Source organism: Paracoccus sp. (in: a-proteobacteria) (assembly GCF_030536915.1).
Taxonomy (GTDB): domain Bacteria; phylum Pseudomonadota; class Alphaproteobacteria; order Rhodobacterales; family Rhodobacteraceae; genus Paracoccus.
The window spans coordinates 1-13,425 of sequence record NZ_JAUNPC010000076.1; the positions used below are offsets into that span (position 1 = coordinate 1).

Here is a 13,425-nt window from a genome sequence, read left to right on the forward strand (position 1 = left end):
CATCGAGCAGGACACGATCCGCGTGACCCATGCCCAATCGCCCGAGGACTATGTGTCACTCGGCCGGGACGTGGAAAGCCAGGTGCTGGCCCGCGCCATCCACGCCCATGCCCATCACCGCGTCTTCCTGAACGGCAACAAGACGGTGGTCTTCCCGGCCTCGCCCAGTTCCTATTCCAGCGAACGCATGGGCTGACAACCCCGACAGATCAATCCCTGTCTGCCCGTGCCGGTGCTGGCGCGGGCGGACACATGACTGCCCGGCACCCGGGCAACACGCAGAAAAGGAGCATCACCATGGCCATCATCAAGTTCGGCAGCTACCAGAAACCGAATGTGGAGCCGATCACCACCGATCTGGACTGGTGGCAGCCGGTCGAGGGCTCGCCGACCATGAAGACCTGGATCGAGCGGCAGTCCGACGACGGCAAGTACCTGACCGGCTACTGGGAGGCGACCCCCGGCAGCTACCGCGTCAAGTACGAGGTCGATGAACTGATCCACATGTTCGAGGGCAGGGCGGTTCTGACCGACAAGGACCAGGAGCCGAAGACCTACGTCGCCGGCGACACCTTCCTGGTCGAGGCCGGCTTCGACGGCATCTGGAAGACCGAGGAAACCGTCCGCAAGCTTTTCGCCATCCGCGCGAAATAGGACGAGCCGGGCCATCGCCCCGGTCCTGTCCGGCGCGATGATGGCCTGCGGCTGGTCCCCGCCCGACGGCTGCGGATCAGCCGCCCCCGGCCCTGACGGCATCGGTCCGTTGGGGCCTCGCTGCTTCCGGTTTGCATGACAGGGGGAAACGCGCTGCCTTGGCAAAGCCGCAAGGCGCGGCCACTCCGGCCACGGCCAGCCGCGTCCGGCGCAGCAGTTCGTCGATCCTGGCCCGCCGCAGGCGCAGCCAGAACCGCTGGGCCGAAGGCCCTGAGGGCTGATGGAACAGGTGCCGCAATTGCCGGGCAATGACCCCGGCTTGATGGGCTGACCGCTCGGCCATATGCGGTTCCATCACCTCCTGCAGCGCCGGATCATGGATGCCATGTTGCTTGACCAGCCCTGCCTGTCCGCTCCGCGCAGGCGCAGGCAGGCATGGATGAACCAGTCGCTGAACCCCGCCGCCTGATGCGCCTGTTCTGCGGGGCCGTCCGAACCGGACCCCCAGAAACCCGAACCGCAGGTCGAGCCGTCACTGCAGAGAAGCCCGCAAGGCAGGCTTCCTCATCAAAACCCGCGCCTTCCATGCCGCCGGCACGGCGCAGCCCTCAGTTGCAGCGGTCCTTCTACCGGTCCGAAGCCTGCGCTGTCTCAAGTTCGGTCCCGGCATCGGCCTGCCGGTTGACCAGCATCAGCGCCGCCCGGCGCAGGGCGGGGCGGGCACGTTCTATCGCGCCGCCGGCCAAGCCGGTGTCGGCGATGGCCCGATCCATCAGGGCCAGCCAGTCCTCGGCCTCCTGCGGGCGGATCGGCAGGTGGTCGTGCAACTCGCGCAGGTTCATGTGGCCGTGCCGCTCGGCGAAAAGGCGGGGGCCGCCCAGGAAGCCCGACAGGAAGGCGAACTGTTCCTCGCGGACATGGGCGATGCCGTGGCCGCGCAGGTGCTGGCCCAGCATGACGGCGCCGCGCGGATCGGTCTCGACCAGGTCGTAGAACCGCGCGACCAGAGCCCGCAGGGCGGGCGAGCCGCCGATCTCGTCATAAACCGAGGGCATCGCCTTCCTCCATCTCAGACGTCCAGGGTGTGCTCCCGTTCCCAGCGCGAGAAATGGGACACGAAGCTGTCCCATTCACGGTGCTTCATCTTCACATAGGCCTTCGAGAAGCCGGGTCCCATCATCTCGCAAAGGGTAGTGTCGGCCTCGTAGGCGCGCAGGGCGTCCAGCAGGTTCAAGGGCAGCTTCGGCGCGTCGGTGACGGTGTGGCCTTGGGTGTACATGTCCAGGTCGCAGCGCGGGCCGGGGTCCAGTTTCCGGCGCACGCCGTCGATGCCGGCGGCAAGGATGACCGCGTGCAGCAGATAGGGGTTTGCCGCGCCGTCAGGCAGGCGCAGCTCGAACCGCCCCGGTCCGGGAACGCGGACCATGTGGGTGCGGTTGTTGCCTGTCCAGGTCATGGTGTTCGGCGCCCAGGTCGCGCCCGAACTCGTGCGCGGCGCGTTGATCCGCTTGTAGCTGTTGACCGTCGGGTTGGTGATCGCCGCCAGGGCCGAGGCGTGGGTCATGATCCCGCCCAGGAAGTGATGGCCCTGCTCGCTGAGACCCAGTTCATGCGAAGGATCGGCGAAGGCATTGTCGGTCCCGTCGAGGTTCCAGACCGAGATATGGGCGTGCATCCCCGACCCGGTCAGGCCCTTGAAGGGCTTGGGCATGAAGGTCGCGCGCAGCCCGTGCTTTTCGGCCACCGACTTCAGCATGAACTTGAAGAAGGACAGCTTGTCGGCGGTCTGCAGCACGTCGTCGTATTTCCAGTTCAGCTCGAACTGGCCGATGGCGTCCTCGTGGTCGGCCTGGTAGGGCTCCCACCCCATCTGCATCATGTATTCGCCGATCTCGGCGATCACGTCATAGTGCCGCATGATCGCCTGCTGGTCATAGCAGGGCTTTTCCGCGGTGTCGTAGATGTCGGCGATCTGGTCGCCCGCGGGGGTCAGCAGGAAGAACTCGGGCTCGACCCCGGTCTTGACCCGCAAGCCGTCCTTCGCGGCCTCGTCGATCAGGCGGCGCAGGACGTTGCGGGGGGCCTGTTCAAGCGGACGACCCTCCATCATGCAGTTCGCGGGGATCCAGGCCACCTCGGGCTTCCAGGGAAGCTGGATGACGGCCTCGGGATCGGGAACGCCCATCATGTCGGGGTGGGCCGCGGTGAGATCCAGCCAGGTGGCGAAGCCGGCAAAGCCGGCCCCGTCCTGGACCATCTCGTTGATGACCTCTGCCGGCACCAGCTTGGCGCGCTGGCTGCCGTAAAGGTCGGTGAAGGAGATCATGAAATACTTGACGCCGTTTGCCTTGGCATAGGCGGTCAGGTCCCGTGTCTTCGTTGTAACCTCATCCTTCGCCATCTTCGCGCTAACCTCCCCGTTCCCGCTTGTTGTTGGCGTTCTCAGTAGCCGGTCCTCCCCGGGATCCAGCTTGTTCCGGCGACCGGCACCCCCGCCATCGCCGCGGCTTCCACCGTCAGGGCACACAGATCCTCGGGTTCGAGATTGTGCAGATGATTCTTGCCGCAGGCACGGGCGATGGTCTGCGCCTCCAGCGTCATCACCTTGAGGTAGTTCGTCAACCGCCGCCCGCCGAGGACCGGGTCGAACCGGCCGAAAAGTTCCGGGTCCTGGGTGGTGATGCCGGCGGGGTCGCGGCCCTCGTGCCAGTCGTCATAGGCGCCGGCGGTGGTGCCGAGCTTGCGGTATTCCTCCTCCAGCGCGGGGTCGTTGTCGCCCAGCGCGATCAGCGCCGCCGTGCCGATCGCGACCGCGTCGGCCCCGAGCGCCATGGCCTTGGCCACGTCCGCGCCGTTGCGGATGCCGCCCGAGACGATCAGTTGCACCTGCCGGTGCATCCCCAGGTCCTGCAGCGCCTTCACCGCCTGCGGGATGCAGGCGAGGATCGGCATGCCCACATGCTCGATGAAGATGTCCTGCGTGGCCGCCGTCCCGCCCTGCATCCCGTCCAGCACGACCACATCCGCGCCCGCCTTCACCGCCAGCGCCGTGTCGTAATAGGGCCGGGCCCCGCCAATCTTGATGTAGATCGGCTTTTCCCAGTCGGTGATCTCGCGCAGTTCGAGGATCTTGATTTCCAGATCATCCGGTCCGGTCCAGTCGGGATGACGGCAGGCCGACCGCTGATCGATCCCTTTCGGCAGGTTGCGCATCATCGCCACCCTGTCCGAGATCTTCTGGCCCAGCAGCATCCCACCGCCGCCGGGCTTCGCGCCCTGGCCCACGACGACCTCGATGGCATCGGCCCGGCGCAGGTCGTCGGGGTTCATGCCGTAGCGCGAGGGCAGGTATTGATAGACCAGCGTCTTCGAATGGCCGCGCTCCTCCTCGGTCATGCCGCCGTCGCCGGTGGTGGTCGAGGTGCCGGCGGCCGAGGCGCCGCGGCCCAGCGCCTCCTTGGCCGGGCCGGACAGGGCGCCGAAGCTCATCCCCGCGATGGTCACGGGAATATCCAGATGGATCGGCTTCTTGGCGTGGCGCGTGCCCAGCCAGACGTCGGTGGCGCAGCGCTCGCGGTAGCCTTCCAGCGGATAGCGGCTGATCGAGGCGCCGAGGAACAGCAGGTCGTCGAAATGCGGCAGCCGCCGCTTGGACCCGCCGCCGCGGATGTCGTAGATCCCCGAGGCGGCGGCGCGACGGATGTCGGCGTTGACCTCGGGCGAGAAGGTCCAGGAATACTTCGGGGGCGTGTGCGGAAGCTCGTTCATGGCCGGACCTTCAATAGGCGGATGCGTTGTCGATGTTGAAGTTGTAAAGCTGGCGCGCCGAGCCGTAGCGGCGGAACTGTTCCGGCCGGGCCTTGGCGTCGGCCTCGCCCCGGCGCAGCAGATCCTCCAGCGCCTCCAGATGCTCGGGCCGCATCTCCTTCTCGACGCAGTCGGCGCCCAGGCTTTTCACGCGGCCCCGGACGAACAGCCGCGCCTCGTAGAGCGAATCGCCCAAGGCGTCGCCCGCGTCCCCCAGGACGACGAGGTTGCCCGACTGCGCCATGAAGGCCGACATGTGGCCGATGCTGCCATGCACGACGATGTCGATGCCCTTCATCGAGATGCCGCAGCGGGACGAGGCATTGCCCTTGATGACCAGCAGCCCGCCGCGCCCGGTGGCGCCGGCATACTGGCTGGCGTCGCCCTCGACGATGACGGTGCCCGACATCATGTTCTCGGCCACGCCCGGCCCTGCCGAGCCGTGGACCCGGATGCTGGCCAGCTTGTTCATCCCGGCGCAGTAATAGCCGGTCGATCCGCGCACGGTGATGTCGAGGGGCGCATTCACGCCGACCGCGATGGCATGGCTGCCCCGCGGGTTCACGATTTCCCAGCTTGTCTCGTTGGTATCCGGCGGCAGGGCGTGCAGCGTGCCGTTCAGCGCCCGCAGGCCCCGGGCTTCGAGGTCGAAGACCTGCGTGCCGGTTTCGATGCTGTTCTGCGGCACGGCCTCGGCGCGCAGCCCGCGGGTGTCGAAATCGAAATTGTTCATTCCTTCAGCGCTCCCAGAAATAGGCGGTCGCGGGCTCCGGTTCCCAGACGCGGGCATTCTCGATCCCCGGCAGGTTGACGAGCGCGCGGTATTCGGACCCGAAGGCCACATACTGGTCGGTTTCGGCCATCACGGCGGGCTTGCAGGCGATCGGGTCGCGAATCACCCCGAAGCCGTCCCTGGTGCCGACGACAAAGGTGAAGAAGCCGTCGAGGTCGGTCAGCGTCGCCTCCATCGCCTGTTCGAGCGAATCGCCCTCGTGCATCCTGTGGGTCAGGAAGGCCGCGGCGACCTCGGTGTCGTTCTCGGTCTGGAAGCTCATGCCCGCGGCCTTGAGGCGGCGGCGGACCGAGTTGTGGTTCGACAGCGAGCCGTTGTGGACGAGACACTGGTCGGACCCGGTCGAAAAGGGATGCGCGCCCGCCGTGGTGACGGCCGATTCGGTGGCCATGCGGGTGTGGCCGATACCATGGGTGCCCGCCATCCGGTCGACCCCGAAGCGGGCGGCCACGTCCTTGGGCAGCCCGGTTTCCTTGAAGATCTCGATCTCCTCGCCCGCGCTCATCACGGTGACGCCGGGGCGGATCGTCTGCACGGCCTCGCGCGCCTGCTGCAGCTTCTCGGCGGGAACGGTCAGCACGACATGGGTGTCCTTGACCTCGACCCGCGCCTCGGCCCCGATGGCCTCGTTCACCGCCTCGGCCAGCCCGGCGAAATCCTGCGCGGGGTCGGCAGACTGGATGGTCAGCTTGGCCCGGCCCGGCTCGCCGCGGCCGTAGATCGCGATGCCCGCGCTGTCGGGGCCGCGGTCGGTCATGGTGATCAGCATGTCGGTCAGCATCTCGCCGAGCCGTGGTTCAAGCCCGGGGTCCTTCAGGAACAATCCGACAATTCCGCACATGATGGATATCCTCTTTTCAGGAGGGGGCAGGGCAGGGATGCGCCTTACCGAAATGAAACTTTTTTCACCTTGAGGTAACAAAAGGGCGGCGGTCAACGAAAGCTTTGCACGTCGGCAGAAAAAACTTTCTTGACAGATTGTCGCACCTCAATATTCCCTTTGGGTAAATAAGTTGCCTGCCACGGCAAGCCGGATCGCGGTCGGAACCAGGAACGGAAGGCCGGATCATCGGCCCGCACCGACCCTGCCAAGACCCTTGGCCACCGCCCTTCGGCTGCCCGACCCCAAGCGATCGCGCCGCGTCATTCCCGGCGCGACCAGCCCCACCCATCGGGGCAACCCGCCTGCGCCCGCCGCCTGACGGACGCGGGACGTTCCTTGCCGGCCCGCATGGCCGGCCATCGCCAGGACTGGCGCTTTCCGAGTCCCGCGCATCCGGGCCACGGACCCCCCTCGACGGCAAGAAACCCCTGACGCGTCCCGCGCAGCCGGCCTGTCGGCGGCTGCCGATCACACCTGTCCCGATCCCACCGACCGCGCCGCAGGCCAGCATCCCGCGTCACCTGATGGAGACCACAGCCGATGACACTAATCAGCACGGAACGGGAGGCGCTGGGCAGCTCGCATCCGCACGAGTTGCAGCGGACGCTGACTTGGAAAGGGGCCTTCTGGGTCGCCACCGGCGTCCCGCCGCTGGTCCTGTTCAGCATCGGGGGCATCGCCGGGGTCGCCGGCAAGGCGGCCTTCCTGGTCTGGATCGTCTCGATGACGATGGGCTTTCTGCAGTCCTTCACCTATGCCGAGATGGCGGGGCTGTTCGGCAACAAGTCCGGCGGCACCTCGGTTTATGGCGCGACGGCCTGGCTGCGCTATTCAAAGCTGGTCGCGCCCCTGTCCGTCTGGTGCAACTGGTTCGCCTGGAGCCCGGTGCTGTCGCTCGGCTGCGCCATCGCGGCGGGCTACATCCTGAACGCCCTGTTCCCGATCCCCGTGGCGGGCAGCGCCCCGGTGCTGGACTGGATGCAGGCGAATATCGGCAGCGTCACCGCCGCGGACCCGCGCGTGGTCGAGTGGCTGGGGGCCAATGCCGGGCGGACCGCGCAGGAAGGCATCGACGCCATCCTGTCGGCCAATGCCATCGAGGCGCTGACCCCCGCCTTCCGCGTCTGGGAAGCCGCGGCCCTGCAGATCCCCGGCCTCGGCACGCTGCATTTCAACGCCACCTTCGTGATCGGCGCGCTGATCATGCTGGTGATCTTCCTGATCCAGTGGCGCGGCATCGCCTCGACCGCCTCGGCGCAGAAGACGCTTGCGCTGATCGTGCTGATCCCGCTCTTGGCCGTGGGCATCATCCCGATCCTGACCGGCTCGATCAACTGGGCGAACGTGACCGACATCGTGCCGCCCGCGGCGGCCTATTCGGCCGAGCCGGGCGCATGGAACGTGGGCGGATGGACCCTGTTCCTCGGCGGCATGTATATCGCCGCCTGGTCCACCTACGGCTTCGAGACCGCGGTCTGCTATACCCGCGAACTGCGCAACCCGCAGACCGATACCTTCAAGGCCATCTTCTACTCGGGCCTGCTCTGCATTGTCTTCTTCATGCTGATTCCCTTCACCTTCCAGGGCGTCTACGGTCACGAGGCGATGCTTGCGCCGGGGATCGTCGACGGCACCGGGATCGGCGAGGCGCTGGCCCGCATGGTCGGCGGCAGCCAGCTTTGGGTCCACATGTTCGTGGTGCTGATGATCCTGGCGGTGATGCTGGCGATCATGACCTCGATGGCGGGATCGGCGCGGACGCTCTACCAGGGATCGCTGGACGGCTGGCTGCCGGTCTACCTGAGCCGGGTGAACCGGAACGGCGCGCCCGTGGGCGCGATGGCGACGAACATCGTCTTCAACCTCTTCCTGCTGGCGCTTGCCTCGGACGCGGGCGGATACTTCTACGTCCTCGCGATCTCGAACGTCGGCTACCTGGTGTTCAACTTCCTCAACCTGAACGCGGGCTGGATCCACCGGATCGATTCGCCCCACCTGCCGCGGCCTTGGAAGGCCCCGACCTGGCTGATCGGGCTGAACACGGGGCTTGCCTTCGTCAACGCGCTGTTCCTTGGGGCGGGGGCCAAGGTCTGGGGCTATTCCAACGCCCTGTGGGCCGGGGCGATCTTCGCAGCCCTGATCATCCCGGTCTTCGCCTGGCGGCACTATGTCGTGGACAAGGGCATCTTCCCGCAGGCCGCGCTGGATGACCTCGGGCTGTCGAACGACGGTCAGCTGGGCGAGCGCAGGGCCGGAATCCTGCCCTATCTGGCGCTCGCGGGCGGGGTCGCCGTGGTCCTGTGGGCCAACTGGTTCTTCGTCCTTCCCGGATAGGCGGAAAGACCCGGCACCGGCAGGCGCGTCCTGCCGGTGCCGGGCTCGGGCTTGCCGAATATTGCCTGTGAGTAATAATTTTTCACATAGAAGTTGATTTCCGGGAACTTGCCACGCAACAATCGCTCAACAACTTCACGGAGAAGAAAACCGATGACCAATTCCTGGCGTATCTCGACCCTGGCTGACCGTCACCGCGCCCTCGGCTCGAATCTCGAGGACTGGAACGGGATGCCCACCGCCTGGACCTATGACAAGCCGATGATCGACGACTACACGGCCATCCGCACCAAGGCGGGGCTGATGGATGTCTCGGGCCTGAAGAAGGTCCATGTCACCGGCCCCGCCGCGACCCAGGTGATCGAGCGCGCCACCACCCGCAACATGGCCAAGCTGATGCCGGGCCGGGCGGTCTATGCCTGCATGCTGAACGACGCGGGCAAGTTCATCGACGACTGCGTGATCTACCGGCAGGGCCCGAACAACTACCTCGTGGTCCACGGCACCGGCCTCGGGACCGAGCAGTTGACCACCGCGGGCGCGGGCCGGAACGTCGCGGTCCTGTTCGACGACAACATGCACGACCTGTCGCTGCAGGGTCCGCTGGCCGTGGACTTCCTGGAAAAGCACGTCGCGGGCATCCGCAACCTCGCCTATTTCGGCCATATCCAGACCTCGCTGTTCGGCAAGCCGGTGATGATCTCGCGCACCGGCTATACCGGCGAACGCGGCTACGAGATCTTCTGCAAGGGCGAGGACGCGCCGGAAATATGGGACCGCATCCTGGAAGAAGGCAAGGAAATGGGCATCGTTCCCGCGCAGTTCGGCACGCTCGACCTGCTGCGGACCGAAAGCTACCTGCTGTTCTATCCGGGCGACAACTCGGAAACCTTCCCCTTCGACGACGATTCCACCGGCGACACGCTGTGGGAACTGGGCCTCGACTTCACCGTCTCGCCGAACTTCAAGGGCTTCCGCGGCGCCGAGGAGCATTTCCGCCTGAAAGGCAAGGAACGGTTCAAGATCTGGGGCCTCAAGCTTGATAGCGACAACCAGCCCGACAATGGCGCCGAGGTCCATGACGGCGGACGCAGGATCGGGGTGGTGACGCAGGGGCTTGCCTCGCCGGTGAACGACTACACCGTCGCGATCGCCCGCCTGCCGGTCGATTACGCCACGAATGGCAAGACCGTGACCGTCAGGACCGCCAATGGCGACGTGTCCGCGACGACCCATTCAATGCCCTTCTACGACGTCGAGAAGAAGCGGCGCACCGCCAAGGGCTGACGCAGGGTGATCCCATGATGATGAACACCGCATTCCCTCCCTCGATCACGACGCGCCCGGTCTATGGGCTGCTCGAACCCCATCCGGGAAGCGAGCATCTGATGGTGGCGGATGGCGAGGGGGGCGGCGCGCTGCTCGACCTCTTCGCCAAGGCGGACGGGCAGGGGATCGACCTGCGCCCGACCGCCCATGTCATCTATGTCAGGGCCGCCAACGGCACCGACATGGGCGACCGGCTTGCCGGGCTGGGGGCTGCGCGGTTCTACCGCGGCCCTTCGCTGTCGGCGGCGATGCCCCGCATCTGCAAGGCGCTGGCCGACGCCCACATGGGCCTGCAGATCTATCTTGCGGGAACCGAATCGCTGATCGGCGTGGTCCAGAGCGAGGCGATGAAGGTGGGCTATCCCCATGACGGGGTGCATACCGAGCATCGCGGCTCGCTGGCCCGGCGCGTCCAGTGCGTCCATTGCAAGGGCATCACCGAGAATGTCACGACCGATCCGATGGTCTGCAGCCATTGCGGCCTGCATCTTTACGTTCGCGACCATTACTCGCGCCGGATCGCGGCCTTCCAGGGGGTCAACATAGACGCAGAAGATCCCGGCCAGGTGCCGGAGATGGTGGAGAAGTTTCCATGAGCAGCGGAGCACCCAGAATCCACGCCCGCGTCGCGGAGGTGATCCCGGTCAACGCCCTGATCAAGACCTTCCGCTTCGAGCCGCTGGACGGAAGCCCGGTGCCGCCCTTTTCCGGCGGCAGCCATGTCGTCGTCGAGATGGACGACAATGGCACCCGCCGCCTGAACCCCTATTCGCTGATGAGCGATCCGTCGGACACGAGGGGCTATTCCATCTCGGTCCGGCGCGACGACTTCGGCCGGGGCGGGTCGCTTTACATGCACAACCATGTCACGCCCGGCATGGAAATGACGATCAGCTACCCCGTCAACCTGTTCCCCGAGGATGCGCGGGCGCGCAAGCACCTGCTGATCGCGGGCGGCATCGGCATCACCCCCTTCATCGCCCATATGGCGCAGATGGACCGTCGCAACGCCAATTTTGAACTGCATTACGGGGTTCAAAGCCGCTCGCTCGGTCAGTTGGGGGATGAGCTGAAGCGCAGCTACGACAACCGCGTGCATCTTTACTACGACGACGAGAACATCCGCATTGACCTGCCGCGCCTGCTGCGCAGCCAGCCATTGGGGACGCATGTCTATGTCTGCGGCCCGAAGGGCATGATCAACGCCGTCCGTGAGCTTGCAGCCCAGGCCGGCTGGCCGAGGGGGGCGATCCATTCCGAGGAGTTCCTGGCCCCGCCCGTGGGCAAGCCCTTCTCGGTCGAACTGGCGCGGTCGGGGATCACCGTCGATGTCGCCGCCGTCCAGTCGCTGCTGGAGGCCATCGAGGCCGCAGGCGTCGATCCGCCTTATCTGTGCCGCGGCGGCGCCTGCGGGCAATGCGAATGCAACGTCCTCGAATGCGAGGGCGACATCGAGCACAATGACCATTGGCTGACGCCCGAACAGCGCGCCTCGCAGAAGAAGATCATGCCCTGCGTGTCGCGCTTTACCGGCAGCAGGCTGGTCCTGGATCTCTAGGAGGAGAGAATGGGAATTCAGTTCAGCGACGTCACCTTCCGCAATGACTTCACCTTCCGCAACTCGCCCGCGGCGATCAGGCGCTTTCCCTTTCCCTTCCCGGAAGACGACTACATGTATTCGGTGAACATCGAGCCGCATGAGCCCGGCCGGAAAGGCTCGATCTTCGAGCATGCCTTCGACGTGGACGAGCATTACATCTCGGAAATGCGGGACCGGGCGCAGGTGCTGGCCGACGACCCGCTGCGCTGCCAGTCGCTGCCGCACATGACGCTGGCCGGATGGGACCTGCTGGAACTCATCATGGAATCCAAGGCCCGCGACTATCCCGATCTATTCGAACTGCACAAGGACGGCGACCGCTGGCGCTGGATCAACCGGCCGCTGGGCATCGACGACAGCTTCACCTTCCTGGATGAGACCACGCTGCCCTGCGGGCCGATGGAATACATCACCCGGCAGACGCAGGGGGACTTTACCCTGCAGGACCAGCGCGACGAGAACCTGTGGATCGAGGCCGGCATGGTCACGACCCAGGCCGACTGGTCGCTGGATTTCGACATCGGGATGAGCTTTCACGAATGGCACGCCCCGGTTCCGCTGGCGGGCGGCATGGGCATCTTTGACCGCGCGTTGAAGTTCCTTTTGAAGCTGCAGCACGGCGCGCCGGTCCGCCGCTTCAACTGGACCATGACGGTCGATCCGCTGCTGGACACCAGCCCCGAGAACTATCCCAAGTGGGGACCGGGCAAGGCAACCCTGACCATGGATGACGTTGGCAGGCGCCAGCATCTGCGGGTCGAGCTGCAGACCCTTTATCGCCTGCCGCGGTCGAACGCGATCGCCTTCGGCATCCGCTGCTACCTGATCAGCTTCCAGGACCTGGTCACGGTGCCGAAATGGGGCCGCCGTCTGCACCGCGTCCTCAAGGGACTGCCGGACGAACTCGCGGAATACAAGGGCTTCGCCCGCAACCGCGCGCTTCTGGTCGAATGGCTGTCCCGGCATGACGACGGCGCCCCGACATCGCCCGGCTGGTGGCCCGAGGACGAGCCGGAGGCCATCAGCGCCTAGGTCTGCGGGTAGCAGATCACCGACAGGAAACGGGCCGGAAGGGCGATATGCGCCTCTGGCCCGTGCTGCGCGTCGGCGTCGAAGAACAGGCTGTCGCCGGGGCGAAGGTGATAGGTCTGGTCGCCGTGGCGATAGACGATCTCGCCTTCCAGCATGTAGATCAGTTCCAGCCCGTCATGCTGGAATGTGGGGAACACGTCCGAGGTCGTGGTCAGCGTGATGAGATAGGGTTCCACCACCACGCCTGACTGGTTCGGCCCCAGGTGCCCCAGCAGGTTGTACTGGTGCCCCGACCGCGTGCCGCGCCGGGCAATCTCGACATGCTGGCCCGCCTTCACATGCTGCGCCTCGCGGCGTTCCTCGAAAAGCCGGAAGAAGGCCGTCACCGGCGTGGACAGCGCATGGCTGAGCGTCTGCAGCGTCATCAGCGAGGGCGAGGTGACGCCGTTCTCGATCTTCGACAGCATCCCCACGGAAAGCCCGGTCTTGCGGGCAAGGTCGGCCACGGTCATCGAATGCTGGCGGCGGATGCTGCGGACCTCGCGCCCGATCGCGACCTGAAGATCCCTTTCGCGGGGGGTGCCGACCCGGTGCGGGTCCTGGCTGAGCGGTGCATTGGGCGCAGTGGAGATCGCTCGCACCTTGGCCATCGTCATCCCCCTCGCACCCAGGTCGCTATTGCATGTCCCGACCTGCTTCCCGTTTCCGGCAGGCATGGTCAAGCCGCCATGGCGGGGGGCGACGTTCCGCGAGCCTGATGAAGACATCTCACGCAGCACCGGCTTCGGGAAAGAGTCCTGCCGTATCAGTCAGGTCGGCCGCCGGTCTGGTGGGATCGGCGCCAAGGGTGGAAATCATGTCAGGTGAAAAAATCCCGCGGCAGGGTGCCGCGGGACGCAGGGCTTGTGGCTTCTGATGTGACAGGCCCGCCGTTTTCCCCGGCGCGCCCCTTTGTCTCACATCCCGTCGTAGAGGGGGAACCTTGCGCAGAGG

At 66.0% G+C, this 13,425-nt stretch carries 13 protein-coding genes and 1 pseudogene; 7 read left to right on the top strand and 7 right to left on the bottom strand.

Translation table 11 applies throughout. The annotated features are described in order from the left end of the window. Both purU and Q4F04_RS11980 read left to right on the top strand, forming a co-directional pair. A pseudogene (gene purU / locus Q4F04_RS11975) lies at positions 1 to 196 on the top strand (formyltetrahydrofolate deformylase); the annotation flags it as partial. Positions 197 to 297: 101 nt separating this feature from the next. Next, on the top strand, positions 298 to 654 hold the full coding sequence (locus Q4F04_RS11980; RefSeq protein WP_182790493.1) for a cupin domain-containing protein: 357 nt from the start codon (positions 298 to 300) through the stop codon (positions 652 to 654). Between the two features lie 76 nt (positions 655 to 730). Here the strand turns inward: Q4F04_RS11980 and Q4F04_RS16045 are convergent, their stop codons facing one another. From Q4F04_RS16045 to Q4F04_RS12005, 6 genes are all read right to left on the bottom strand, one after another. Then, positions 731 to 1,009, bottom strand: coding sequence for a helix-turn-helix domain-containing protein (locus Q4F04_RS16045; RefSeq protein WP_368660725.1), 279 nt, complete (start codon positions 1,007 to 1,009; stop codon positions 731 to 733). Positions 1,010 to 1,280: 271 nt separating this feature from the next. Next, the gene (locus Q4F04_RS11985) at positions 1,281 to 1,709 is read right to left on the bottom strand and encodes a cyanoglobin (RefSeq protein WP_303370056.1); all 429 of its coding nucleotides are present in this window, start codon (positions 1,707 to 1,709) and stop codon (positions 1,281 to 1,283) included. A 14-nt stretch (positions 1,710 to 1,723) separates the two neighbouring features. Continuing rightward, entirely contained in the window at positions 1,724 to 3,055 is a 1,332-nt protein-coding gene (gene glnT / locus Q4F04_RS11990) for a type III glutamate--ammonia ligase (RefSeq protein ID WP_303370057.1), read from the bottom strand. Between the two features lie 41 nt (positions 3,056 to 3,096). Further along, positions 3,097 to 4,422 carry an FMN-binding glutamate synthase family protein gene (locus Q4F04_RS11995; protein ID WP_182790490.1) on the bottom strand — a complete coding sequence of 442 codons (1,326 nt, stop codon included), beginning with the start codon at positions 4,420 to 4,422 and terminating at the stop codon, positions 3,097 to 3,099. Positions 4,423 to 4,432: 10 nt separating this feature from the next. Then, a complete protein-coding gene (locus Q4F04_RS12000) occupies positions 4,433 to 5,194 on the bottom strand; it encodes a GXGXG domain-containing protein (RefSeq protein WP_303370058.1) in 762 nt (253 codons plus the stop codon). Between the two features lie 4 nt (positions 5,195 to 5,198). Continuing rightward, positions 5,199 to 6,095: a glutamine amidotransferase family protein gene (locus Q4F04_RS12005; RefSeq protein WP_303370059.1), complete on the bottom strand. Its 897-nt coding sequence runs from the start codon at positions 6,093 to 6,095 to the stop codon at positions 5,199 to 5,201. Between the two features lie 582 nt (positions 6,096 to 6,677). Here Q4F04_RS12005 and Q4F04_RS12010 point away from each other — a divergent pair. The 5 genes from Q4F04_RS12010 to Q4F04_RS12030 all read left to right on the top strand — a co-directional run bounded on the left by Q4F04_RS12010 (position 6,678) and on the right by Q4F04_RS12030 (position 12,432). After that, positions 6,678 to 8,471, top strand: a complete 1,794-nt coding sequence (locus tag Q4F04_RS12010; protein ID WP_303370060.1) for an APC family permease — start codon at positions 6,678 to 6,680, stop codon at positions 8,469 to 8,471. A 153-nt stretch (positions 8,472 to 8,624) separates the two neighbouring features. Then, the gene (locus Q4F04_RS12015) at positions 8,625 to 9,758 is read left to right on the top strand and encodes an aminomethyltransferase family protein (RefSeq protein WP_303370061.1); all 1,134 of its coding nucleotides are present in this window, start codon (positions 8,625 to 8,627) and stop codon (positions 9,756 to 9,758) included. 17 nt (positions 9,759 to 9,775) lie between these two features. Further along, positions 9,776 to 10,396 carry a dimethylamine monooxygenase subunit DmmA family protein gene (locus Q4F04_RS12020; protein ID WP_303370065.1) on the top strand — a complete coding sequence of 207 codons (621 nt, stop codon included), beginning with the start codon at positions 9,776 to 9,778 and terminating at the stop codon, positions 10,394 to 10,396. Beyond that, positions 10,393 to 11,358, top strand: coding sequence for a PDR/VanB family oxidoreductase (locus tag Q4F04_RS12025; protein WP_303370062.1), 966 nt, complete (start codon positions 10,393 to 10,395; stop codon positions 11,356 to 11,358). The genes Q4F04_RS12020 and Q4F04_RS12025 overlap by 4 nt, the downstream gene beginning before the upstream one ends. Before the next feature lie 9 nt (positions 11,359 to 11,367). Then, positions 11,368 to 12,432: a DUF3445 domain-containing protein gene (locus Q4F04_RS12030; protein WP_303370063.1), complete on the top strand. Its 1,065-nt coding sequence runs from the start codon at positions 11,368 to 11,370 to the stop codon at positions 12,430 to 12,432. On the opposite strand, the gene Q4F04_RS12035 is transcribed toward Q4F04_RS12030, so the two are convergent. Next, on the bottom strand, positions 12,429 to 13,082 hold the full coding sequence (locus Q4F04_RS12035; protein ID WP_303370064.1) for a cupin domain-containing protein: 654 nt from the start codon (positions 13,080 to 13,082) through the stop codon (positions 12,429 to 12,431). The two genes, Q4F04_RS12030 and Q4F04_RS12035, sit on opposite strands and share 4 nt — an antisense overlap. Positions 13,083 to 13,425: the final 343 nt, after the last annotated feature.